Here is a 21,173-nt window from a genome sequence, read left to right on the forward strand (position 1 = left end):
AAGAACGATGGCCAAGAAAAGTGTTGTAGCAAGAAACGAAAAACGGAAACGGCTTGTGGAAAAGTATGCCGCAAAGCGTGAGGAGCTGCTGAAGGCTGGAGATTACGAAGCCCTGCGCAAACTCCCCCGTGACAGTTCCGCCTCCAGAGTCAGGAACCGCTGTGTTCTGACAGGAAGGGGACGGGGTGTTTATGAAAAATTCGGCCTGTGCCGCCATATGTTCCGCAAGCTCGCCCTTGAAGGGAAGCTGCCGGGCGTGAAGAAAGCAAGCTGGTAAAACAGTCTGCCATTCAACGAGAGAGGTCTTTGTCCATTTTTGAAAGTAACCAAGGTTCGCTATGCCTGTAACGGATTCAATTGCCGATTATATCACCCGCCTCAGAAATGCGGGGAGAGCAAAAAATAAAACAACCGACATTCCGTACTCAAAGCTTCGGGAGAATATCTCTCAGCTTCTTCTGGAAAAAGGCTACATCAAGGGCTTTACTGTCATTACAACCGAGAAGTTTCCCTTCATCCGTGTTGAAATGAAGTATACTGCTGCCGGCGTTCCCTCCATCAAGGAGATTACCCGTGTGAGTCGTCCAGGAAGGCGTATGTATGAGGGTAAGGACATCAAGAAATATCTCGGTGGACTCGGACTCTACATCATCTCGACATCAAAAGGGGTGATTACCGACAAAGAGGCCAGAGAGCAGGGTGTTGGTGGTGAAATCCTGTTCCGTATCTATTAATTTCACAAGTCCTACAGAGAGAATATCATGTCAAGAATTGGAAAAATGCCCATAGCCCTCGCAAAAGAGGCTAAGCTGGAAATCAGTGAAGGGAACCTGCGGGTTTCAGGACCCAAAGGCGTTCTCGAACAGGCTCTTGTTGAAGAGGTGAAGGTGCTCCAGGAAGAGGGATTGGTCAAGGTTGAGAGAATCAATGACAGCAAACGCTCCAGAGCGATGCATGGCTTGTACCGCATGCTTCTCAGCAATATGATTGAGGGCGTGACGAAAGGGTTTACCAGAAAGTTGGAGATTGCCGGCGTCGGTTTCCGCGCAGAGATGAAGGGTGACCTTCTTGCGCTGACGCTGGGTTTTTCACATATGATCTATTTCAAGGCTCCTGAAGGGGTAAAGCTTGAAACTCCCGATCCGGTCACTGTGCTTGTGAGCGGTATCGACAAGGCCCTCATCGGGCAGGTTGCAGCGAAGATCCGTTCATTCAGGAAACCTGAGCCTTATCGTGGCAAGGGTATCAAGTACGAAGGTGAGGTCATTCGCCGTAAGGAAGGCAAGGCTGCCGGTAAATAAACGGCATCCCTGACCAAAGACAAGTCACTAACCATATACAACAGAGCGAAGAGAATGAGTCAGATAGACAAAGCCTCACGGAGGCAGAAAATCAAGGACAGAAGCAGGGCCGCAGTAGCAGGAACTGCTGTTAAACCGAGGCTTTGCATCTACAGGAGCCTTTCGCAGATTTATGCACAGCTGATTGACGACAGCGGCAGCACAACGATTCTTGCCGTGTCGAGCATGTCAAAAGAGAATAAAGAGCTGAAAGGAGCGGGTGTGGAGGTATGCCGTACGGTTGGTCGTCAGCTTGGTGAAAAAGCTATGGCAAAAGGAATTACAACAGTAGTATTTGACAGGAATGGATTTCGGTATCATGGCAGGGTCAAGGCATTGGCTGATGGTGCTCGGGAAGCAGGACTGATCTTTTAAACATCTCAATGAGAACGATACATGTCGAAAACATCAGCTAAAAGTATCCGGCCCGGAGAGCTCAACCTGAAGGAAAAGCTTGTCCATATCAACAGAACCGCGAAGGTTGTGAAGGGTGGTAAACGGTTCGGTTTCAATGCGATTGTGGTAGTCGGTGATAAAGAGGGCCATGTTGGCTATGGTCTGGGAAAGGCCAATGAGGTTCAGGATGCCATTGCCAAAGGAGTTGAGGATGGCAAGAAAAATGTGGTTAAGGTTCCTATCATCAAAGGCACCATCCCACACCAGATCATTGCCAAATACGGATCAGCCAAAGTGCTTATGAAGCCTGCTACACCGGGTACAGGTCTGATTGCTGGAGGTGCTGTTCGTGCCGTGCTTGAAATGGCGGGTGTGCGTGATGTGCTTACCAAATCACTCGGTTCCTCTAATCCCCATAATGTGGTGAAAGCGGCAATCAAGGGTCTGAAAAGCATCTCAGATGCAAACGATGTGGCTGAAAGACGGTCGAAGAGCCTGACAGAGGTTTTTGAAAGCTAAACTGATTGAATTGCGATCATGAGTGAGAAAAAAATAAAGATTACGCAGGTACGAAGCATTATCGGCGGAACCAGGAAGCAGAAAGCCACCATCCAGGCGCTTGGACTTGGACGGCCCAACTACTCGGTTGAGAAGAAAGACAATGCATGCACCAAAGGGCAGATCAGAGTAGTCCAGCACCTTGTGAAGGTTGAGGAAGTCTGAGATTTTTACTAATAGCAAGTCGGGAATTGAAACAATGGATTTAAGTTCACTTCGTCCTGCAAAAGGCGCGGTAAAAACCAAGAAAAGAGTCGGTCGTGGACAGGGAACCGGCAACGGTACCACCGCCGGGAAAGGCAACAAAGGTCAGCAGTCGCGTAGCGGCTACAAAAGGCCGATTAATGAGGGTGGCCAGATTCCTGTCTACAGGAGACTTCCGAAGTTTGGCTTCACTCCCATTGACAGGAAGCCTGTCACAACAGTCAATCTTTCGCAGATTGCCCGTTGGATTGAGATTGAAGCTGTGGGAAAAGAGATCAGCATTCTTGATCTTAAAAACCTATGCCATGCATCAAACAGCGAGTATTTCAAGGTGCTCGGCAACGGAGAGATTTCTGTGGCCATCACCATTACCGCACATGCATTCAGCAAGTCGGCTGAAGAAAAAATTGTTGCAGCTGGCGGCAGTGTGGTAAAGGCTGAGCGTACGCTTCAGGAAGCAGCAAGAGTCAAGGACCTTTCTGTTGAAGATGCACTTCTCAAGCCTAAGGCCAAAGTGGTCAAGGTAGTGAAGCCGAAAGTGAAAAAGTCCTGAACTGATCCAAGCAAAACCCATGAAGCTCACAGAAAGTATAAAGAACATCAACAAAATCCCTGAACTCCGTCAGCGGATTCTTTATACGCTGCTCCTGCTTTTTGTGTACAGGCTTGGTTCCCACATTACCATACCCGGTGTTGATGCCTCCCTTGTTGCGGGGGCATCAAATTCTCATTCGAATGATCTTTTCGGTCTTTTTGATCTCTTTGTGGGCGGCGCATTTGCCCGGGCTTCTATTTTTTCGCTCGGAATCATGCCCTACATCTCTGCCTCCATCATCATCCAGCTTCTTGGTGCGGTAACTCCGTATTTCCAGAAACTCCAGAAAGAGGGAGAGGAGGGTCGTCAGAAAATAAACCAGATGACCCGATTCGGAACAGTCCTCATTGCATCTCTTCAGGCATGGGGCGTCAGTGTCAGCCTATCGAGTCCTGCGTCTTTCGGTCAGGCGGTTGTTCCCGATCCGGGTCTCTTCTTCTCGTTCAGTGCCGTCATTATTCTTACCGCGTCGACTGTTTTTGTCATGTGGCTTGGTGAGCGCATTACGGAGCAGGGTATCGGCAACGGTATTTCACTGATTATCATGATCGGTATCCTTGCAGCGTTCCCTCAATCGCTTGTTGCAGAGTTCCGCTCGGTATCCCTTGGCAGCAAGAACTGGATTATTGAAATCATCATTCTTGCGATGATGGTAGCCATTGTGGCTTTTGTCGTGGTCCTGACTGTAGGTACCCGCAGGGTTCCTGTACAGCACGCAAAGAGGGTTGTCGGCCGGAAGGTGTATGGCGGTGGCACGCAGTACATACCCATGAAAATCAACACTGCCGGCGTGATGCCTATTATTTTCGCCCAGTCGATCATGTTTCTGCCCGGTACTTTCCTTTCCTTTTTCCCGGACAACGAGGTGATGCAGTCGATGTCCTCAATCTTTGCCTACGACTCATGGTGGTATGCACTGATGTTCGGCACGATGATTCTGTTTTTTACCTATTTCTATACCGCCATTGCTTTCAACCCTAAAGAGGTTGCCGATACCATGCGGCGCCAGGGGGGGTTCATACCCGGTGTGAGGCCGGGAAAGAGCACAGCCGATTTTATTGATAATATTCTTACGCGAATTACACTTCCTGGGGCAGTTTCGTTGGCCCTTATTGCTGTGCTCCCAACATTCCTGACGAAGTTCGCCAATGTGACGCCGGGATTTGCTCAGTTTTTTGGCGGAACCAGCCTGCTGATTATAGTGGGCGTGGGACTTGATACCCTTCAGCAGGTGGAAAGCCATCTCCTGATGCGTCACTATGACGGGTTTATGAAGTCCGGTAAGACACGCGGCCGTCAGAGCCGCTAAGGGAAGGTGGATTGATGATCAGCATTAAAAGTGAACGAGAGATTGAATTGATGAGGGAGGCGGGAGCCATTGTTGCCAAGACCCTTGATATGCTTGAAACAGAAATCAGGCCGGGGATGACAACCCTTCAGCTTGATGAAATGGCAGAAGAGTTCATCCGGAGCCATCAGGCGGTACCGAGTTTTCTGAATTATGCTCCAAAGGGAGATCCCGATGTAACCCCCTATCCTGCAACGCTCTGTGTATCGCTCAATGAAGAGGTTGTTCATGGGGTGCCGACAAAAAAAAGGGTGATGAAGGAAGGTGATATAGTTTCTGTGGATTGCGGGGCCTATAAAGGCGGCTATCATGGTGATTCAGCAAGAACTTTTGTCCTCGGCGAGATAGATCCAACGGTTCAGCAGCTTGTTGATGTTACCCGTGAAAGCCTTATGAAGGGCATATCCATGGCTGTTGCCGGCAACAGGCTGCATGATATCTCCGCTGCAGTGGAACAGCATGCACGGTCGTACCGTTTCAGTGTCATTGAAAATATGGTTGGTCACGGTATTGGCAGCGAATTGCATGAAGACCCTCCGGTTCCCAATTATGGAAGAAAAGGAACAGGCCCTGTCCTTCGTGAAGGGATGACTTTAGCCATTGAGCCCATGATAGCACTCGGTCGTTCACGCAATGCGGTGAGTCGTCGGGGAGGCTGGGTAGCTGTGACGGAGGACGGAAAGCCCTCTGCGCATTTTGAGCATACGATTGTTGTAAGGAACGGGGATGCAGAAATACTGACCCGTTCATTTCTAGGTTCCGCTGGCGCTTGAAGGAACAATTCAAAAGAGCATAAAGGAGCAACTGTTTTGGCGAAGGAAGAATCAATTGAGATTGAAGGCGTTATCCTTGAGGCGCTGCCTAATGCGCAGTTCAAGGTGGAGCTCGAAAATGGGCTGGTTGTGCTTGCCCATGTTTCCGGAAAAATCAGGATGCACTATATCCGCATTCTTCCGGGTGATAAGGTGAAAGTACAGATTTCCCCTTACGATATCTCAAAAGGGAGAATCACCTACCGTTATAAATAAAGTGGGAAATTGCATGGTGGCGTATTGATTCTTTTATCTTTATTCGTTACATTACATGCCTTTTCAAATTTTGCGTTCAGTCAGGTTTAATTCTTGCATGTGGGGTTTACTATGAAAGTGTATTCATCGATCAAAAAAAGATGCGAGCATTGCCGCATCATCAAGCGCAAAGGCAAACGGTTTGTCATCTGCAAGGTGAACCCGAGCCACAAACAGCGCCAGGGTTGATTTCCGGGGATTAATCAATAGAACTTTATAAGAGAATATGAGGATAGCTGGTGTAAATCTGCCGCTCAACAAGCATGCAGTCATAGCCTTGACGCATGTATACGGCATTGGGAAGACAACTGCAAAAACCATTCTTCAGAGAACGGGTATTGCGCCTGACAGGAAGATTTCAGACTTGAACGACGCAGAGGCGCATTCAATCCGTGAACTTATTGCCGAAGAGTACAAGGTTGAGGGTCAGGCTCGTGGTGAGCAGCAGCTTTCCATCAAGCGCCTTATGGATGTAGGGTGCTACAGGGGACTTCGTCACCGTCGCTCGCTGCCTGTTCGTGGACAGAATACACAGACCAATGCAAGGACGAGAAAGGGTAAGCGTAAGACTGTTGCCGGCAAGAAGAAGGCGGCCAGGAAGTAGGTGGTGATCAAGGCATAAAAAAACTTCGAGACTAAAGAGTTCATAATTCATGGCTACAACAAGCAGGAAAAAGAAGAAAGTAAAGGTTACCCCTGAAGGTGCTGTGCATATCAAGGCATCGTTCAACAATATCATGATTACCATTACTGATGTTCAGGGGAATACCGTCTCCTGGTCAAGTGCCGGTAAAAATGGCTTCAGGGGCTCAAAGAAGAATACCCCGTATGCGTCGCAGGTGACCTCAGAGGCCGCTGCCAAAGAAGCATACGATCTGGGTATGCGACATGTCGATGTGTTCATCAAGGGACCGGGAGCTGGCCGTGATGCTGCTATTCGGGCATTGCAGGGTGTCGGACTTGAGGTCCGGACAATAAAGGACATCACTCCGCTGCCGCATAACGGCTGCCGTCCTCCGAAGCGCAGGCGGGTCTGACAGATATACATTCACAGAATATTCAATGACAGTAATTGACATATGGCACGATTCAGAGGCTCAATAACAAAAGTATCCCGCAGGCTGGGCATTGCTCTTACGCCCAAGGCAGAGAAATACATGGAAAGGCGCCCCTTCGCTCCAGGACAGCATGGTCAGGGCAGAAGGTCAAAAGTTTCCGAGTATGCGCTGCAGCTGAGAGAGAAGCAGAAAATGAAATACCTCTACGGCATTCTTGAGAAGCAGTTCAGGAACTATTACAAGAAGGCTGTGTCGCAGCGCGGTGTTACCGGTGATAACCTTGTCAGACTTATAGAGCGCCGTTTTGATAATGTGGTTTTCAGAGCCGGATTTGCGCCTTCGCGGGCAGGTTCCCGGCAGCTGGTATCGCATGGCCATCTTCTTGTCAATGGGAAAAAGGTCAATATCCCTTCCTACATGGTATCTCCCGGCGACCTTATTGAGTTTCGCCCGAAAAGCAAGAATATGAGTGCTGTTTCCGATGCTCTCAGCAAGACTCCGGATGCCAGGATCCCTTCATGGATTCAGGTTGACAAGGCTAATCAGAAAGCGGTTTTCCTTGCCGTGCCCGAGCGCGTCGAAGTACAGGAGCCGTTTAACGAGCAGCTGGTTGTTGAGTTGTACTCGAAGTGATTTTAATGAATGTATAAGGCATAAAGACTATGATATACCAGATGCAGATGCCTGCGAAAATAGAGGTCGATGAGACGACGCACACGGATTATTTTGGCCGTTTTGTCGCACAGCCGCTGGAGCGGGGTTATGGTGTGACTCTTGGCAATATGATGCGCCGCGTTCTGCTTGCTTCCCTTCCCGGAACTGCAATTACGGGTATTAAGGTTGATGGCGTCTTTCATGAGTTTTCGGCAATTGAAGGAGTTCGCGAGGATGTCCCCGAGATTGTGCTGAACCTGAAAAAGGTCCGTTTCCGTTCTACCTGCAAGCGCAGCTGCAAGACGACGCTGACGATTACCGGGCCGAAGGATTTTACCGCTGGTGATATTGTTGCTATGGAGGGAGAGTTTGATGTATTGAACAAGGATCTCCACATTGCAACCGTCAATGAGGGTTCAACGCTCAATATTGATGTGTTTGTAGGACGCGGTCGCGGATACACACCTGCTGAGGATAACCGTCCGGAAAGCATGCCTATCGGGTATATAGCCATTGATGCCATCTACACTCCCATCAGGAATGTCAAAGTCGCAGTTGAGAATACCCGTGTGGGACAGCGCACTGACTATGAAAAAATGGTGTTGGATGTTGAAACAGACGGCTCTATTACGCCTGATGATTCCATAAGCCTTGCTGGTCGCATCATCAACGAGCATGTGGCCTTCTTTGCTGATTTCTCTCCGACTGAAGAGGAGTTCACAGAAGAGGAGTTCAAGCAGCAGGATGATGAGTTCGAGGCAATGCGCAAACTTCTGAATACAAAAATCGAGGATCTCGATCTTTCAGTCCGTTCGCACAACTGCCTTCGTCTCGCGGAGATTGATTCCATTGGCGACCTGGTCTCACGCAAGGAAGACGAACTGCTCAATTATAAGAATTTCGGTAAGAAGTCGCTCACGGAGCTGAAAGAGCAGCTTGAAAAATTTGAGCTCAAGTTTGGTATGGATATCACCAAATACCAGATGAAAGGCTGATACAGGTAATTATTTTTAGAATTTTGAGATTGATAACCAGTCATGCGTAAAGTCAAGCCGGCAAGAAAACTTGGAAGAACCGCAGCTCACAGAAAGGCGACTCTCAGCAGCCTTTCAACTCAGCTGATTCTTCACAAGCGCATTGAGACCACCGAAGCAAAGGCCAAGGAAACGCGGAAGGTCGTTGAGAAGATCATAACCAAAGCCCGCAAGGGAACGGTTCATGCACAGCGTGAAATCTTTAAGGATATCCGTGACAAAGAGGCCATCAAGACTCTTTTTGAGGAGATTGTAGGTAAGGTGGGCACCCGTAATGGTGGTTACACCAGAGTTATCAAGCTTTGTCCCCGTTTTGGCGATGCTGCAAAAATGGCCGTGATTGAGCTGGTTGATTTTGCAGAGGCTCCGGCAGCTGCACCGAAGGCAGCCAGGCAGGACCGCTCCAAGCGTGTCAAGGGTTCCAGGAAAACCGAAGCATCTGCAGCAAAAGCAGCACCAGCTGCTCAGGCTGCTCCTGAACTGCCGGCAGAGTCTGATGCCCCGGCGGCTGAGGCGGCTCCTACGGAAGAGTAGGCTGCACAAACAGAAACGGATTGACGAATCAATCCTGATGGTCATTGTCTGCAGAGAGCGGTTTTTTACCGCCAGCGGGCAATGACTATCTGCTTTTCATTGAACAGGGGGCTCACTTCACCTATGGGCTTGAGTGTGACGCTTCCGGGAAACCCCTTTCTTTTCTTCCCCTCCCTCAGCGCCTCGTCAATTTCTTTCTGAAGATCTCCCCCTTTCAGGCATATCAATTCACCGTTCTTTTTCAGCAGTGGTGCCGCATAGCGTGACAGCTCCTTGAGCGGGGCTACCTGCCGGCTCAGAATGGTGTTGAACGCAAGACCTTTGAGTTCCTCAACCCTTGTATGCATTGCACGGGCATTGGTAAGGCCAAGCTCTTCAATCATTGCCGAGCAGGCGGTTATTTTTTTTCCTGTTGAATCCACAAGAAGAAACTGCACTTGCGGGTACATGATTGCAAGAGGTATACCCGGCAGTCCTCCACCTGTTCCAAGGTCGAGAACGGTTTCGCCGTCACGGAAGTTGTGAACAAGAGATGGCAGCAGTGAGTGAAATACATGCCTGATGAGTACAGGCGCATCCTCCTTCCGGCTGATCAGGTTGACTTTGGTATTCCAGCTCTCAAGCATCTGGGCGTAGCGCACCAGCAGCTGATGCTGTTCATCGGTAATCTGTATTCCCTCGTTCGTGCAGAATGACTGGAGCTGGTCCCCATCATTGTTCTGTTGCTTCATCTCATGTGCTTCATGTTGTCTGTCGCGCGCGCTCTCTCTTGGGGCGAGTCTCTGTAGAATAAAACGATATTTTGAGCTCATTGACAAATACGCATCCCTTGTTTTGTCGTACATTTCTTCTGTTCCCCCCTTGCTGATACAATAATGAGAGGTGTTATGACGAGCCACACCGAAAATCATCTTTACGCAGTTGTCATCGCTGGAGTAGGGACCAGGATGTTCTGGCCTCTTGAGCGGGAAGCGAGGCCTATGCCGTTTCTTGATCCTGCGGACATGGGTAGCTTACTTCAGGGGGTTCTGCATCGTGCTGAAGGCATTGTGCCACGCGAACACATAGTGCTTGTTGCCGGTCTTCATGCCAAAAGTCTGCTTGAGGGTGTGGGGGAGCTCTACAGCGAGCACAATCTTTTGATTGAGCCTGTGTGGCGGGGGACTGCAGCCTCAGTTGCTCTTGCGGCTGCTCATGTCAGAAAGCTCGATGCGGAGGCAGTGCTGCTTGTCATTCCCGCTGATCATGTCGTGCATGATGAAGAGGCATGTGAAGCGGTATTGCGGCAGGCTGTGGCGGTGGCTTCGGTCCGGGAGGCCATGGTTGTTGTGGGCATTGAGGCTCTGCGTCCTGAAACGGGTTGCGGATATATCCAGAAAGGGGCTGAACTGCCCCTGCCGGAGCCAGAGACGCCAGAGGGCAGCTCCCATCTTTATGCGGTGCGTGCTGTAGTGGAAAAAGCCGATTATGCAACGGCCGTTGATTTTATCAGCAGTGGTGATTTCTGCTGGAACAGCGGGATATTCATTACCCGGGTCGATCTTCTTCTGCATGAGTTCAGCCGGTGGATTCCTGAACTCTACCGCGACCTTCTTTCACTGTCGGAAGTTGCCCGTACCCGCGATTTCAAAAGGGTTTCGGCTGAAGTGTATGCCTGGCTGCACAGGCAGTCCATTGAGAGCTGTCTCATGGAAAAATCAAAAAGGGTGGTGGTATTGACAGGAGAGTTCGGTTGGGCGGCTCCCTGCACATGGGACGATATCATCCGCCTGAAGGGAACATCGGGAGGGGATGAGAAGGAGGTGGTGCTGCTTGAGAGCGAGGGGGTGTTTGTCCGCAAGCCTCCCGGCAGGGTTGTCTGCTGCATAGGCGTAAGCGGACTGATTGTAGTTGACGCAGGAGATGCGCTGCTGATTTGCTGTCGGGGCGAAGCGGGCAGGGTCCCCGGGCTTCTTGAAGAACTGAAGCGACGGGGTATGGATGAGGTATTGTAAGGGTTCCGGTCCCCTTACTGACTGCTGAGGGCCGACCAGCTTGCCCCTTCCCGCGTATCCTTGATTTCAATGCCTGCCGCTTTGAGCCCGTCACGAATCAGGTCACTGGTTGCAAAATCCTTTTCACTGCGTGCGGCACTGCGAAGTTCCATGAGGACCTTCATTGCTCCCTCAAGCCGCTGTCTGTCTCCGGCCCCGTTTCCGATGGATCCGGAATCATGTTCGAGAATGCCAAGCACATCAACGCCTGCCATAGTGAAGAGGTCGGCAGCTGCGCCAAGAGATGGCTGGTCAAGGCCTTCCGGGCGGTCAAGGGCTGCGTTCAGCGCCTTGGCAAAGTCAAACAGCGCCGCAATGGCAACCGGAGTGTTGAAATCGTCATCCATCGCTTCCCTGAACCGCTCTCTGAATGGTGCAACATTCATTGCTCCAGTTCCTGCAGTTGCTCCCTGAAGCCGCTGGCGGGTTTCACGAAGTTTCTGGAGTCCTGCGGTTGATGCGGCGATTGCCGCATCTGAGTAGTCGAGAGGGGAGCGGTAGTGCGACTGCAGTATGAAGAACCGTATGGCTAAAGGGTTGATGGTTGTGAATATCTCCTTCAGGTTGACGGCGTTCTTCAGCGATTTGCCCATTTTTGTGCCATTCACAGTCACCATGTTGTTATGCATCCAGTAGCGGACATAGGGCTTGCCGTTTGCTGCCTCCGACTGGGCGATTTCGCATTCATGGTGGGGAAAGCGGTTTTCCATACCGCCTCCGTGGATGTCTATGGTCTCTCCCAGGTATTTCATTGACATTGCAGAGCATTCGAGGTGCCAACCCGGATAGCCCATTCCCCATGGGGAGCTCCACTGCATGAGGTGGCTCTCTTCAGCCTTTTTCCAGAGCGCGAAGTCTGAAGGGTTGCGCTTTTCGCTGCGCACGCCTACTCTGGCGCCCGACTGAACAGCCTCAAGGTCGGTCCGTCCGGACAGTTTTCCGTATCCGGGAAAGGACTCTACGGAGAAATAGACATTGCCGTTGACTTCATAGGCATGGCCGCTTTTGACCAGAGCCTCTACAAGAGCAATCTGTTCGGGGATGTGCCCGGTTGCCAGCGGGGCTATGTTCGGTCGCAGCACGCCCATCCGGTCCATATCCTCGTAAAAGCTCCGCGTATAGTACTGGGCGATTTCCATCGGATCGGTTTTTTCAAGCCGTGCCTGGCGGGCAATCTTGTCTTCCCCCTCGTCGGCGTCGTCGGAGAGGTGGCCCACATCAGTAATGTTCTGCACATACTTCACCCTGTAGCCGCTCTGGCGCAGCCAGCGAACCACAACATCAAAGGAAACATAGCTCTTGGCGTGGCCGAGATGGGCATGGCCGTACACGGTGGGTCCGCAGACATAGATGCCGACCATTCCCGGGTGAAGCGGAGTGAAGGGCTGTTTTTCGCGTCCGAGGGAGTTGTATATGGCAAGTGTCATAGCGGTATTCCTGTTGGTATGGTTTGCTGAAAAGTTAAACATTTGGGTTTTGATCCCAAGGTTTTTAGCTTCTTTTTTAACCGGGGCTTCCCGCCTGTTTACCATTCTTGTATGAAGATCACCAACGCTGCATTCGTTCGAAGCGTTTCAGACCTTTCGGACCTTCCCGAAGAGAGTTTTCCTGAAATTGTATTTGCCGGTCGCTCGAATGTTGGCAAATCATCCCTTCTCAATTCGCTGACTGGCCGCAAGGGACTTGCCAAAACCAGCTCCACCCCCGGAAAGACCCGCCTGATCAACTATTTTCTCCTTAACGACAATCTCTATTTCGTCGATATTCCCGGTTACGGTTATGCGGCTGTGAGCCATGCGGAGAAGGATGCATGGGGCAGGCTGCTTGCAGGCTATGTTGGCGACCGTGCCGCCATCGCACTGGTTGTGCTTCTTCTCGATTCACGCCATCCTGCCATGAAGTCAGATCGTGATATGATGGATTTTCTTGCCTATCATGACCGTCCCTACGGCATTGTGCTTACCAAGGACGACAAACTCACCCAGAAAGAGCGGACTCATGCAAAACGGGCAACGGAAAGCTGCGCCATGAATGCCGGGTTCATCGTCAGCTATTCATCTGTCTCTGGAAAGGGAAAAAACGAGCTGCTTGACCATTTCGACCGCTATCTCTGAAGGGAACGCGCTACAGTATCTGCCTTCAATGCTGATGTTCAGCGGATGTGCATATGCAATGAAGGCTTCTGAAAAAACGGAATAATTTTGGTACCTTGACAGGTTGTTGTTCCGTGAGCCCATACATCCCGTAAATACCCATCGTTGTGGAATCAAAACCATTCTCTCTCCCTTCCCAGTCGGCAACCGTTCTCATTGGCACCCAGTTTGGTGATGAAGGCAAAGGCAAGCTTGTCGATTATCTTTCCGATCAGTATGATATTGTCGTCCGCTATCAGGGCGGCGCAAATGCAGGCCATACCATCTGTTTTGATGGCAAGAGTGTGGTACTGCATCTTATTCCTTCGGGAATCTTCAATGAAAAGTGCGTCTGTGTCATTGGCAATGGCGTGGTGATTGATCCCGTGGCGCTGCTTGAGGAGATTGCGACAGTTGAGGCGCTTGGATATGAGGTGAAGGGGAGGCTGTTCATCAGCCACAATGCTCACCTGATTATGCCTTATCACAAAAGGCTTGACAGCCTGAGCGAGAGTGCTCAGGGGGATCAGAAAATCGGTACAACCGGCCGGGGCATTGGCCCGAGCTATGAGGATAAGTTTGCCAGAAAAGGCATCCGGGTGGTTGACCTGCTCAATGCAGAGGTGCTGCAGGAGAAGCTTCGCGAGAACCTTGCCCAGAAGAACCGTCTGTTCACCACCATTTATGATGGTGAGGAGATTGATGTTGAGTCGATGGTCCGAGAGTATGAAGAGTTTGACAAGATCATCGATCCCTACATCACCAACACACAGCTCTATTTGAACCGGCAGCTGCGCGAGGGCAGGACTGTGCTGCTTGAGGGTGCGCAGGGGAGCCTGCTCGATGTTGACCATGGAACCTACCCGTTTGTTACTTCCTCGAACCCTACTTCAGGTGGCGCCTGCACTGGCTCGGGCATTGCTCCGAACCATATCGGCAAAGTGATCGGCGTCTGCAAGGCATATATGACACGGGTTGGCAACGGCGCTTTCCCGACTGAACTGTTTGACGAAACGGGCGAGGAACTTGGACGGGTCGGCCATGAATTTGGTGCCACAACAGGACGGAAACGCCGTTGCGGCTGGATTGATCTTGTTGCCATGCGTTACGCGGTGGCGGTCAACGGCATTACCGAACTGGCGCTGACGAAGCTCGATGTTCTTGATGGTTTTGAGGAAATACAGGTTTGCAATTCCTATACGCTTGACGGAAAGGAAATTTTTGATTTCCCGACCGACCACGAGACTCTTTCACGGGTGAAGCCTGTTCTTACCCCCATGAAGGGATGGATGGCTTCCAATGCCGATGCCCGAAACTTTGAAGAGATGCGGCCCGCAGCCAAACAGTTTGTTGAGTTTCTGGAAAACGAGCTGGAAGTTCCTGTCACATTCATTTCGGTGGGACCTGGCCGTAATGAGACTGTGTTCCGTTAACCTTCCCCGATCTGTCGCCATGGCTCTTATGGATATTTCCGTCATACCTCTTGACGGGGGGCGCTCAAGTTACAGCGGCTTTGTTGCTGAGCTGCAGGCGATTCTTGAAGAGAGCGGCTGCCGTTACTGCCTCAATGATATGGCTACTACAGTGGAGGGGCCGGCACAGAAGCTCTTTGAACTTGCCCTGATGCTGCATGAGCACTCATTTCGTGCTGGAGGAAAAAGAGTCTATACGGTGATGAAAATTGACGACAGGCGAGACCGGAATGTGACGCTTGGGGAGAAGGTGGACTCAGTCATGAGGAAAGTCGACTCTGGGGGGCAGTAGGGGGATTGGCGAAAAAGTTTTATCTTTACGGTCTTTAAGTTTTGCCTTTGGCTGGTCCGTTTTCCTTACAGGGAGTGGGTTCGGTCGGGGTCACTAACAGGGAGGAAATCATACATGCTTCAGGTTCCCGGTGATGGCAGCATAATCAAGGAGGACAATGTAACGCACAGCTTTTGCGGTCTGGCGTGTGTTGGGTGGATGTACCAGAAAATCAAGGACAGCTTTTTCCTGATTCTCGGCACACATACCTGTGCCCATTTTTTGCAGAACGCTCTTGGCATGATGATTTTCGCCAAGCCGCGTTTCGGTATCGCGCTTCTTGAAGAGGGTGACCTTTCAAAGCATGAGCCGAGCCTTGAGGAAATTATTGCTGAAATCAAGGCCGATCACAACCCGTCAGTTATTTTTCTCCTCTCTTCCTGCACCCCCGAGGTGATGAAGGTCGACTTCAAGGGGCTTGCCGACCATCTGGCAACGCCCGAGGTTCCGGTGCTGTTTGTCCCTGCAAGCGGGCTGGTCTACAATTTCACCCAGGCTGAAGATTCTGTGCTTCATGCACTGGTTCCCTTCTGTCCCCAGGCTCCCGCGGGAGAAAAAAGTGTTGTCTTTCTTGGTTCCGTCAATGATGCCACCGCTGATGACTTGAGGGCGGAGGCTGAAGAACTGGGCATCAAGGTCGGAGGATTTCTTCCGGAATCCCGCTTTGAGCATATGCCGGCTATTGGCCCCGATACTGTTCTTGCTCCAATCCAGCCCTATCTGTCGCGCGTTGCCGTGAAGCTTGAGCGCGAAAGAGGTGCCAGGACCCTGCACTCCCTTTTTCCTTTCGGCCCCGACGGCACCAGGGCATTCTGGGAAGACCTTGCGAAAATGTTCGGTATTGAGGTTGACCTCAGTGATCGTGAAAAGGCTGCATGGGAGAAGATCCGCCGCCAGACCGACCTCCTGAAGGGCAAACAGGTCTTTTTGACTGCCGACACCATGATGGAGCTGCCGCTTGCACGGTTCCTCCATAGTGCGGGTGCGGAAGTTATGGAGTGCAGCAGCGCCTATATCAACAAGAAATTCCATGCCCGGGAACTCCAGGCTCTTGAGGGGGTTCGGGTGGTAGAACAGCCGAATTTCCACCGTCAGCTTGAAGATATCAAGCGGGAACGCCCCGACATGGTCGTGACCTCTCTTATGACCGCCAATCCCTTTGTGGGACAGGGTTTTATTGTGAAGTGGAGCATGGAGTTCATGCTGATGTCCATTCACGGATGGTCAGGCGTCTTTACGCTGGCCAACATGTTCGTTTCGCCTTTCGACCGCCGCAGCGCACTGCCGGAATTTGACCGGGATGTGTGGCTTGAGGGTGTGATGCCGAGTGCGGAAAAAGTTTCATGAGGAAATGCAATAACAAACACAAGAGAGTATGCGTTTAGCTTTCTGGCTCTACGAGGGCACAGCCCTTCATGGTATCAGTCGCATCACCAACAGCATGAAGGGTGTTCATACGGTCTACCATGCCCCGCAGGGCGATGACTATATTACCGCAACCTATACCATGCTTGAGAGAACGCCGGAGTTTCCGGCTCTCTCCATCAGTGTTGTCCGCGGGCGCGATCTCGCACAGGGAGTTTCACGGCTTCCGGCTACCCTTCAGCAGGTTGAGCACCACTATCATCCCGAACTGACCGTCATTGCCCCGAGCTGCAGTACGGCACTTCTCCAGGAGGATCTCCGTCAGCTTGCCGCCCATTCGGGAGTAGCACAGGAAAAGCTGATGGTTTACGCAGTCAATCCCTTCCGTGTGACGGAAAACGAAGCGGCTGACGGTCTCTTTACCGAACTGGTGAAGCGGTATGCCGCCAATGGACAGAAAAGTGCAGTTCCCGCTGTCAACCTGCTTGGTTTTACTTCTCTTGGATTTCACTTGAAGGCCAACCTTACCAGCCTTCGCCGTATGCTGTCTACGCTGGGCGTGAAGGTGAATGTGGTTGCTCCGTGGGGTGCAGGAATTGCCGATCTTGCGAGACTTCCGGAAGCATGGCTCAATATTGCCCCCTACCATGAAATTGGCAGGACCGCTGCGGAATATCTCGAACAGGAATTTGCGATGCCGGCGGTCTATGACACGCCGATAGGCGTGGAGCCAACCTTGCGCTGGCTTCGCTCCATTATTGAAAAACTCAATGAGGTCGGTGCCGGATGCGGCGCATCCCCGATCAGCATGCCTGCACTCCATGACTTTTCGCTTGACGGCATGAGTGCTCCCAGCGGAGTTCCATGGTTTGCCCGTACTGCCGACATGGAGAGCTTCAGCAATAAAAAGGCTTTTGTATTCGCCGACGCCACCACAACGGTTGCTATGGTGAAATTCCTTCGTGACGAACTCGGTATGAAGGTTGTCGGAGCGGGAACCTATCTTGAGCGCGATGCCGACTGGGTCCGCCGGGAGCTTGAGGGCTACCTGCCGGGCGAATTGATGGTGACCGACCGGTTCCAGGATGTTGCCAAAGTGATTGAGGACGAGCTTCCGGATCTGGTCTGCGGTACGCAGATGGAACGCCACAGCTGCCGCAAGCTTGATATTCCCTGCATGGTTGTTTCTCCCCCGACCCATATTGAAAACCATCTGCTTGGTTACTATCCCTTCTTCGGATTTGACGGAGCTGATGTGATTGCCGACAGGGTCTATCTCTCCTGCAAACTTGGCCTTGAAAAGCATCTCATCGACTTTTTCGGTGATGCGGGTCTTGAATATGAGGATGGTGATGCGGCTGACGAAACCGGAGTGGCGGCAGCAGCAGCCAATGGCCATTCCCCCGCCGGAGGTTCAACGGAAGGCGAGGGCGGCATGGTGTGGACGGGCGAGGCTGAAACCATGCTGAAGAAGGTGCCGTTTTTTGTCCGCAAGAAGGTGAGGAAGAATACGGAGACTTTCGCGATGGAGCAGGGCGAAGGAGAGGTGACGGTAGAAGTGTTCCGTCGGGCAAAGGATTCGCTGGGCGGGTAAGGGTATTTCTTTTCAATACTATTGACATGCAATCATTATGAGTTTAGTTCTGGCTGTATACGGTAAAGGCGGCATCGGCAAAAGCACCACGAGTGCCAATATTTCTGCCGCACTGGCCCTGAAAGGCGCCAAAGTGCTTCAGATTGGTTGCGACCCCAAACACGACAGCACTTTTCCCATTACCGGGAAACTCCAGAAAACCGTCATTGAGGCTCTTGAAGAGGTTGATTTTCACCACGAAGAGCTGACGGCCGAAGATGTCATTGAAACCGGATTTGCCGGCATTGATGGCCTTGAGGCGGGCGGCCCTCCTGCCGGCAGCGGATGCGGTGGCTATGTGGTCGGTGAATCGGTGACACTTCTGCAGGAACTCGGCCTCTATGACAAGTATGATGTCATTCTTTTTGATGTGCTTGGCGATGTGGTCTGCGGCGGGTTCAGCGCCCCTCTGAACTATGCGGATTACGCCATCATTATTGCCACCAACGACTTTGACAGCATTTTTGCAGCCAACCGCCTCTGCATGGCAATCCAGCAGAAGAGTGTAAGATACAAGGTGAAGCTGGCGGGAATTGTGGCCAACCGGGTTGACTACACAACCGGCGGAGGCACCAACATGCTCGACCAGTTTGCCGAGAAGGTGGGTACCAGGCTTCTTGCCAAGGTTCCTTATCACGAACTGATCCGCAAAAGCCGTTTTGCCGGCAAAACACTCTTTGCCATGGAAGATACCCCGGGCAAGGATGAGTGCCTCGTTCCCTACAATGAGATAGCCGAAACCCTCATGCAGGAAAACACCCCGGCTTCAATTCCCGAGCCGATCGGTGACCGTGAAATCTTTGAAATAGTTGGCGGCTGGCAGTAAGCCGCTGATCTGGAATACAAAGGTAAAAGCCCCGCAACAGCGGGGCTTTTACCTTTGTATCTTTTTTGAGGGTGTCGGGGGGCAGGCCGGAGGGTTACATGGTGACGCGATAGGTGCAGTTCAGTGAGGACCCTGAGGTCTGGATGGAGGGGGTGATGGTGGCCTTTGTGTTGACGAGTTCGTGAATGAGGTGTGTGAATGTTCCGAGGAAGAAGCTGCCGACTGAGGGGCGTGAGGGGTGGAGTACCTTGAGGTTTATGACCGGGTTCTTTCCGGTGCTATAGGTGAATTCACCGCTTCCGGCGAAGGTCCAGGCGTTTTTGCTGATGGCAAAAAAGAGGAGGCTGAAGGCCGCTCCGGCGGGCAGAAGCTTGAGGAGTTTCTGGAAGAGGCCCGGAATCCTGACCCGGAGGAGGTATTCTGCAGTTCGGCTTCCCGACTCTTCAAGGATGGCAGCGGTCTCCCTGGCTCCGATTTCCGTGTCGAGGGCGGTGACGAGGGCGTGGAATTTCGACTCGTCAGTCATGTCGGTGGGGAGGTTGCCGATGAAGTGGTCCTGGCCGATGCTTCTCAGCAGCGCTTCGGTTTTCTCTTTTCCTATGGACGCCTCAAGGGCGTTGACTGTCTGGATGATGGAGTTCGGTCCTATTTTTGAAGGGGCGGCGGGAGTGGCGGTCATTGGAGTGAGGGTTCTGGTTTTTGCGGGGAAGGCGGCTGCTGTTTTCTGAGGTTTCGGATGCGGGAACCGCCTTTGAGCGAGTCTGGCGTTATCGCACGGGGGGCGGTGTTCATGATGTCTATGTCAATGTTGTCAGCCATCCACTGTGCTCTTACCCTGACATTGCCTGGATGCAGGCCGAACGGGGCTGAAGGAGTCAGGGGACTGAGGGTTCCGGGGCGCCATTTCTGCCGGTAGAGATCCTGTTCATTTCCTTCTGCGGGTACAAATGCGCTGAGTGTGTAACTGCCTGGAGCGAGTCCCGTAAAGGCATAGCTGAAGGAGTCTGTTTCTTTCTGTATCCCCCGTACCCGATGGGGGAGCGCTCCGTTTGAGGCTCTGGCCTCAACGATGACCGGTCCGCGTGGTGACCAGCAGGTGCCGGAAATACCACCGGTATTGGTGGTGTCGGCGGTTGTGAAGCGTGAGACCCGGGTGGTTCTGGCGCTCTGTATGGGAGGGTTGCCATTGACCGAGGCAGAGTCTATGGAGAGGGTGTAGGGGGTTCCGGGCCTGAACCCGTCTATGGGGCGGATGCTGAATGTTCTGGCATCAATCTTCTTCAGTTCGTATTCCAGTGTTTCCGGACTGCGGCGTCCCGATTCGGAGAGGACGGTTGCGCTTCGTATGGCGTTTCGGGTGACTGGCTGAGAGAAGCTGAGAGTCGCCGTGTTTCCGATTTCGGGCCAGACGGTGTTCATGTAGCCGGGTTGGCTTTTGTCGGCAGGTGTTGTGCTGATGCTGATGGGCAATTTTTCAGCGGTGAACCTTGTGGGATAGAAGAGGACTTTGTTTGTTCCCGCCTTCTGGTCAGTGATGATATAGGGCTCTCCGGTTTTCAGTGGTCCGCAAAGGACTCGTATTTTTGTGCTGGCGGAGGCCGAAACAGGGCTGTACCAGTCGAGTACGGGGACTGGTTTGCGTGTTTTGGCGTGATGGATCTGAATCTCCCTGATGTCAATGTCGGCAGGTTCAGCCGGCTCTGTGTAGGTGAGTTCCAGGAGCTGCCGTTCAAGCGGGCGGCATGCAGCTATGCCGGGATGGTCGGCATCAGGTCCCCCAAGTCGGAGAGCTATGTTTTTCGAGCCGGCAGGAACCGTTCTGTAAGAGCTGAGGCCGATCTCTTCGGTGCTGCGGTTCCAGCGCATGTCGGCGTTGCTGTCATTGAAGGCCAGGAGGCTGTAGGAGCCCGGTGCGAGATGGCTGAAGTGGAATGATCCTGAAGCGTCGGTCTGGGTGAGGTAGTCCGGGCGGTCGTTGCGCATGTCGGGCATGCTGCCGTTTCTGCCGGGACTTTTGAAGGCCAATACAAAAGCACTGGCGGCAGGTGAGAGATCGGTGTTCTGGACTGAGCCGCTGATGGAACTGGTGTCAAGCCTTGCTCCGGTCGCAAAGGGGAGTGTGTAGGTTCCCAGCAGGCTTTTGTTGAGGGTGAGGATATATGTCCGGTTCGCTTCAAAGGGATTGAAAAACACTATTTCCGCCTCGTTGCCGTTGACGGTGACATGGTAGTTGTCTACTTCGGGTGAGAAATGAATTGCATAAAGCAGTTGACGCGCCGTTACCGGATGACTGAAAAGAAGCCGGATTTTTGCTGGACTGGTGTTGACGGATCCTGAGTCGGGGTCCGAGAAGAGCACCTCTCTGGGCTGAGGGTCAACGGGGCCGCCAGAGGGTGGGGCGTCTGAAGCGCAGCCCGAAGCAGCAAGGGCGAGCAGAACAAGGATGGCGTTCAGAATGCTCGTTGGTCTTTTCATGCTTCTCCTGACGGTTTCCTGGCGGGGCAGGCTGAATTGTATCTGTCTCTGAAAATTTGTAAATTAAAAAGTAATGCAGTTCTATGAAAGTTTTTGCTGAAAAATTATAGATCGATTG

Annotated in this window: 27 protein-coding genes; 23 read left to right on the forward strand and 4 right to left on the reverse strand. The window is 52.0% G+C overall.

What is annotated here, in order from left to right:
- Positions 1-7: 7 nt before the first annotated feature.
- The 16 genes from rpsN to rplQ all read left to right on the forward strand — a co-directional run bounded on the left by rpsN (position 8) and on the right by rplQ (position 8,788).
- Positions 8-277 (forward strand): 30S ribosomal protein S14, encoded by a 270-nt coding sequence (rpsN, locus tag EKD02_RS05830; RefSeq protein ID WP_011889510.1) that lies wholly within the window; start codon positions 8-10, stop codon positions 275-277.
- Between the two features lie 61 nt (positions 278-338).
- A complete protein-coding gene (rpsH, locus tag EKD02_RS05835) occupies positions 339-734 on the forward strand; it encodes a 30S ribosomal protein S8 (RefSeq protein WP_011889511.1) in 396 nt (131 codons plus the stop codon).
- Positions 735-761: 27 nt separating this feature from the next.
- Complete coding sequence (rplF, locus tag EKD02_RS05840; protein ID WP_011889512.1) at positions 762-1,301, forward strand: 50S ribosomal protein L6; 540 nt, start codon at positions 762-764, stop codon at positions 1,299-1,301.
- 54 nt (positions 1,302-1,355) lie between these two features.
- Positions 1,356-1,715, forward strand: coding sequence for a 50S ribosomal protein L18 (gene rplR, locus EKD02_RS05845; RefSeq protein ID WP_011889513.1), 360 nt, complete (start codon positions 1,356-1,358; stop codon positions 1,713-1,715).
- A gap of 21 nt (positions 1,716-1,736) precedes the next feature.
- Positions 1,737-2,255 (forward strand): 30S ribosomal protein S5, encoded by a 519-nt coding sequence (gene rpsE, locus EKD02_RS05850; RefSeq protein ID WP_011889514.1) that lies wholly within the window; start codon positions 1,737-1,739, stop codon positions 2,253-2,255.
- 18 nt (positions 2,256-2,273) lie between these two features.
- Complete coding sequence (gene rpmD, locus EKD02_RS05855) at positions 2,274-2,459, forward strand: 50S ribosomal protein L30 (RefSeq protein WP_011889515.1); 186 nt, start codon at positions 2,274-2,276, stop codon at positions 2,457-2,459.
- 34 nt (positions 2,460-2,493) lie between these two features.
- Complete coding sequence (gene rplO / locus EKD02_RS05860; protein ID WP_011889516.1) at positions 2,494-3,051, forward strand: 50S ribosomal protein L15; 558 nt, start codon at positions 2,494-2,496, stop codon at positions 3,049-3,051.
- A 19-nt stretch (positions 3,052-3,070) separates the two neighbouring features.
- Positions 3,071-4,402 (forward strand): preprotein translocase subunit SecY, encoded by a 1,332-nt coding sequence (gene secY, locus EKD02_RS05865; protein ID WP_011889517.1) that lies wholly within the window; start codon positions 3,071-3,073, stop codon positions 4,400-4,402.
- A 14-nt stretch (positions 4,403-4,416) separates the two neighbouring features.
- Positions 4,417-5,214: a type I methionyl aminopeptidase gene (gene map / locus EKD02_RS05870; RefSeq protein WP_011889518.1), complete on the forward strand. Its 798-nt coding sequence runs from the start codon at positions 4,417-4,419 to the stop codon at positions 5,212-5,214.
- A 36-nt stretch (positions 5,215-5,250) separates the two neighbouring features.
- A complete protein-coding gene (gene infA / locus EKD02_RS05875) occupies positions 5,251-5,469 on the forward strand; it encodes a translation initiation factor IF-1 (RefSeq protein WP_011889519.1) in 219 nt (72 codons plus the stop codon).
- Between the two features lie 111 nt (positions 5,470-5,580).
- Complete coding sequence (rpmJ, locus tag EKD02_RS05880) at positions 5,581-5,697, forward strand: 50S ribosomal protein L36 (protein ID WP_011889520.1); 117 nt, start codon at positions 5,581-5,583, stop codon at positions 5,695-5,697.
- A 37-nt stretch (positions 5,698-5,734) separates the two neighbouring features.
- The gene (gene rpsM, locus EKD02_RS05885; protein ID WP_011889521.1) at positions 5,735-6,112 is read left to right on the forward strand and encodes a 30S ribosomal protein S13; all 378 of its coding nucleotides are present in this window, start codon (positions 5,735-5,737) and stop codon (positions 6,110-6,112) included.
- Positions 6,113-6,161: 49 nt separating this feature from the next.
- Complete coding sequence (rpsK, locus tag EKD02_RS05890; protein WP_011889522.1) at positions 6,162-6,545, forward strand: 30S ribosomal protein S11; 384 nt, start codon at positions 6,162-6,164, stop codon at positions 6,543-6,545.
- 42 nt (positions 6,546-6,587) lie between these two features.
- Entirely contained in the window at positions 6,588-7,199 is a 612-nt protein-coding gene (rpsD, locus tag EKD02_RS05895) for a 30S ribosomal protein S4 (protein WP_011889523.1), read from the forward strand.
- 29 nt (positions 7,200-7,228) lie between these two features.
- Complete coding sequence (locus EKD02_RS05900) at positions 7,229-8,215, forward strand: DNA-directed RNA polymerase subunit alpha (protein ID WP_011889524.1); 987 nt, start codon at positions 7,229-7,231, stop codon at positions 8,213-8,215.
- Between the two features lie 42 nt (positions 8,216-8,257).
- Entirely contained in the window at positions 8,258-8,788 is a 531-nt protein-coding gene (rplQ, locus tag EKD02_RS05905) for a 50S ribosomal protein L17 (protein WP_011889525.1), read from the forward strand.
- A 65-nt stretch (positions 8,789-8,853) separates the two neighbouring features.
- On the opposite strand, the gene rsmG is transcribed toward rplQ, so the two are convergent.
- The gene (gene rsmG, locus EKD02_RS05910) at positions 8,854-9,519 is read right to left on the reverse strand and encodes a 16S rRNA (guanine(527)-N(7))-methyltransferase RsmG (RefSeq protein WP_041469686.1); all 666 of its coding nucleotides are present in this window, start codon (positions 9,517-9,519) and stop codon (positions 8,854-8,856) included.
- Between the two features lie 156 nt (positions 9,520-9,675).
- Between rsmG and EKD02_RS05915 the strand changes: the two genes are divergently transcribed.
- Positions 9,676-10,782 carry a mannose-1-phosphate guanylyltransferase gene (locus EKD02_RS05915; protein ID WP_160459891.1) on the forward strand — a complete coding sequence of 369 codons (1,107 nt, stop codon included), beginning with the start codon at positions 9,676-9,678 and terminating at the stop codon, positions 10,780-10,782.
- A gap of 14 nt (positions 10,783-10,796) precedes the next feature.
- On the opposite strand, the gene cysS is transcribed toward EKD02_RS05915, so the two are convergent.
- Positions 10,797-12,248 (reverse strand): cysteine--tRNA ligase, encoded by a 1,452-nt coding sequence (gene cysS, locus EKD02_RS05920; RefSeq protein ID WP_011889528.1) that lies wholly within the window; start codon positions 12,246-12,248, stop codon positions 10,797-10,799.
- 111 nt (positions 12,249-12,359) lie between these two features.
- Here cysS and yihA point away from each other — a divergent pair, with 111 nt between their 5' ends.
- The 6 genes from yihA to bchL all read left to right on the forward strand — a co-directional run bounded on the left by yihA (position 12,360) and on the right by bchL (position 18,580).
- Entirely contained in the window at positions 12,360-12,935 is a 576-nt protein-coding gene (gene yihA / locus EKD02_RS05925) for a ribosome biogenesis GTP-binding protein YihA/YsxC (protein ID WP_011889529.1), read from the forward strand.
- A 146-nt stretch (positions 12,936-13,081) separates the two neighbouring features.
- Positions 13,082-14,386: an adenylosuccinate synthase gene (locus EKD02_RS05930; RefSeq protein WP_011889530.1), complete on the forward strand. Its 1,305-nt coding sequence runs from the start codon at positions 13,082-13,084 to the stop codon at positions 14,384-14,386.
- Between the two features lie 19 nt (positions 14,387-14,405).
- Positions 14,406-14,717 (forward strand): MTH1187 family thiamine-binding protein, encoded by a 312-nt coding sequence (locus EKD02_RS05935; protein ID WP_185805704.1) that lies wholly within the window; start codon positions 14,406-14,408, stop codon positions 14,715-14,717.
- A 114-nt stretch (positions 14,718-14,831) separates the two neighbouring features.
- Positions 14,832-16,103 carry a ferredoxin:protochlorophyllide reductase (ATP-dependent) subunit N gene (gene bchN / locus EKD02_RS05940; RefSeq protein ID WP_126384478.1) on the forward strand — a complete coding sequence of 424 codons (1,272 nt, stop codon included), beginning with the start codon at positions 14,832-14,834 and terminating at the stop codon, positions 16,101-16,103.
- Between the two features lie 28 nt (positions 16,104-16,131).
- Positions 16,132-17,715, forward strand: a complete 1,584-nt coding sequence (locus EKD02_RS05945) for a ferredoxin:protochlorophyllide reductase (ATP-dependent) subunit B (RefSeq protein ID WP_011889533.1) — start codon at positions 16,132-16,134, stop codon at positions 17,713-17,715.
- A 37-nt stretch (positions 17,716-17,752) separates the two neighbouring features.
- The gene (gene bchL, locus EKD02_RS05950; RefSeq protein ID WP_011889534.1) at positions 17,753-18,580 is read left to right on the forward strand and encodes a ferredoxin:protochlorophyllide reductase (ATP-dependent) iron-sulfur ATP-binding protein; all 828 of its coding nucleotides are present in this window, start codon (positions 17,753-17,755) and stop codon (positions 18,578-18,580) included.
- Positions 18,581-18,674: 94 nt separating this feature from the next.
- On the opposite strand, the gene bchJ is transcribed toward bchL, so the two are convergent.
- Positions 18,675-19,259 (reverse strand): bacteriochlorophyll 4-vinyl reductase, encoded by a 585-nt coding sequence (bchJ, locus tag EKD02_RS05955; RefSeq protein WP_011889535.1) that lies wholly within the window; start codon positions 19,257-19,259, stop codon positions 18,675-18,677.
- Positions 19,256-21,055 (reverse strand): Ig-like domain-containing protein, encoded by a 1,800-nt coding sequence (locus tag EKD02_RS05960; RefSeq protein ID WP_126341817.1) that lies wholly within the window; start codon positions 21,053-21,055, stop codon positions 19,256-19,258. The genes bchJ and EKD02_RS05960 overlap by 4 nt, the downstream gene beginning before the upstream one ends.
- Positions 21,056-21,173: the final 118 nt, after the last annotated feature.

The organism is Chlorobium phaeovibrioides (assembly GCF_003968655.1).
GTDB lineage: Bacteria > Bacteroidota > Chlorobiia > Chlorobiales > Chlorobiaceae > Chlorobium > Chlorobium phaeovibrioides.

Excerpts from the sequence above, each read along its gene's own strand:
- rpsN (WP_011889510.1), top strand. The coding sequence starts at position 8 with ATGGCCAAGAAAAGTGTTGTAGCAAGAAACGAAAAACGGAAACGGCTT.
- rpsH (WP_011889511.1), top strand. The coding sequence starts at position 339 with ATGCCTGTAACGGATTCAATTGCCGATTATATCACCCGCCTCAGAAAT.
- rplF (WP_011889512.1), top strand. The coding sequence starts at position 762 with ATGTCAAGAATTGGAAAAATGCCCATAGCCCTCGCAAAAGAGGCTAAG.
- rplR (WP_011889513.1), top strand. The coding sequence starts at position 1,356 with ATGAGTCAGATAGACAAAGCCTCACGGAGGCAGAAAATCAAGGACAGA.
- rpsE (WP_011889514.1), top strand. The coding sequence starts at position 1,737 with ATGTCGAAAACATCAGCTAAAAGTATCCGGCCCGGAGAGCTCAACCTG.
- rpmD (WP_011889515.1), top strand. The coding sequence starts at position 2,274 with ATGAGTGAGAAAAAAATAAAGATTACGCAGGTACGAAGCATTATCGGC.
- rplO (WP_011889516.1), top strand. The coding sequence starts at position 2,494 with ATGGATTTAAGTTCACTTCGTCCTGCAAAAGGCGCGGTAAAAACCAAG.
- secY (WP_011889517.1), top strand. The coding sequence starts at position 3,071 with ATGAAGCTCACAGAAAGTATAAAGAACATCAACAAAATCCCTGAACTC.
- map (WP_011889518.1), top strand. The coding sequence starts at position 4,417 with ATGATCAGCATTAAAAGTGAACGAGAGATTGAATTGATGAGGGAGGCG.
- rpmJ (WP_011889520.1), top strand. The coding sequence starts at position 5,581 with ATGAAAGTGTATTCATCGATCAAAAAAAGATGCGAGCATTGCCGCATC.
- rpsM (WP_011889521.1), top strand. The coding sequence starts at position 5,735 with ATGAGGATAGCTGGTGTAAATCTGCCGCTCAACAAGCATGCAGTCATA.
- rpsK (WP_011889522.1), top strand. The coding sequence starts at position 6,162 with ATGGCTACAACAAGCAGGAAAAAGAAGAAAGTAAAGGTTACCCCTGAA.
- rpsD (WP_011889523.1), top strand. The coding sequence starts at position 6,588 with ATGGCACGATTCAGAGGCTCAATAACAAAAGTATCCCGCAGGCTGGGC.
- EKD02_RS05900 (WP_011889524.1), top strand. The coding sequence starts at position 7,229 with ATGATATACCAGATGCAGATGCCTGCGAAAATAGAGGTCGATGAGACG.
- rplQ (WP_011889525.1), top strand. The coding sequence starts at position 8,258 with ATGCGTAAAGTCAAGCCGGCAAGAAAACTTGGAAGAACCGCAGCTCAC.
- rsmG (WP_041469686.1), bottom strand. The coding sequence starts at position 9,519 with ATGAAGCAACAGAACAATGATGGGGACCAGCTCCAGTCATTCTGCACG.
- EKD02_RS05915 (WP_160459891.1), top strand. The coding sequence starts at position 9,676 with ATGACGAGCCACACCGAAAATCATCTTTACGCAGTTGTCATCGCTGGA.
- cysS (WP_011889528.1), bottom strand. The coding sequence starts at position 12,248 with ATGACACTTGCCATATACAACTCCCTCGGACGCGAAAAACAGCCCTTC.
- yihA (WP_011889529.1), top strand. The coding sequence starts at position 12,360 with ATGAAGATCACCAACGCTGCATTCGTTCGAAGCGTTTCAGACCTTTCG.
- EKD02_RS05935 (WP_185805704.1), top strand. The coding sequence starts at position 14,406 with ATGGCTCTTATGGATATTTCCGTCATACCTCTTGACGGGGGGCGCTCA.
- bchN (WP_126384478.1), top strand. The coding sequence starts at position 14,832 with ATGCTTCAGGTTCCCGGTGATGGCAGCATAATCAAGGAGGACAATGTA.
- EKD02_RS05945 (WP_011889533.1), top strand. The coding sequence starts at position 16,132 with ATGCGTTTAGCTTTCTGGCTCTACGAGGGCACAGCCCTTCATGGTATC.
- bchL (WP_011889534.1), top strand. The coding sequence starts at position 17,753 with ATGAGTTTAGTTCTGGCTGTATACGGTAAAGGCGGCATCGGCAAAAGC.
- bchJ (WP_011889535.1), bottom strand. The coding sequence starts at position 19,259 with ATGACCGCCACTCCCGCCGCCCCTTCAAAAATAGGACCGAACTCCATC.
- EKD02_RS05960 (WP_126341817.1), bottom strand. The coding sequence starts at position 21,055 with ATGAAAAGACCAACGAGCATTCTGAACGCCATCCTTGTTCTGCTCGCC.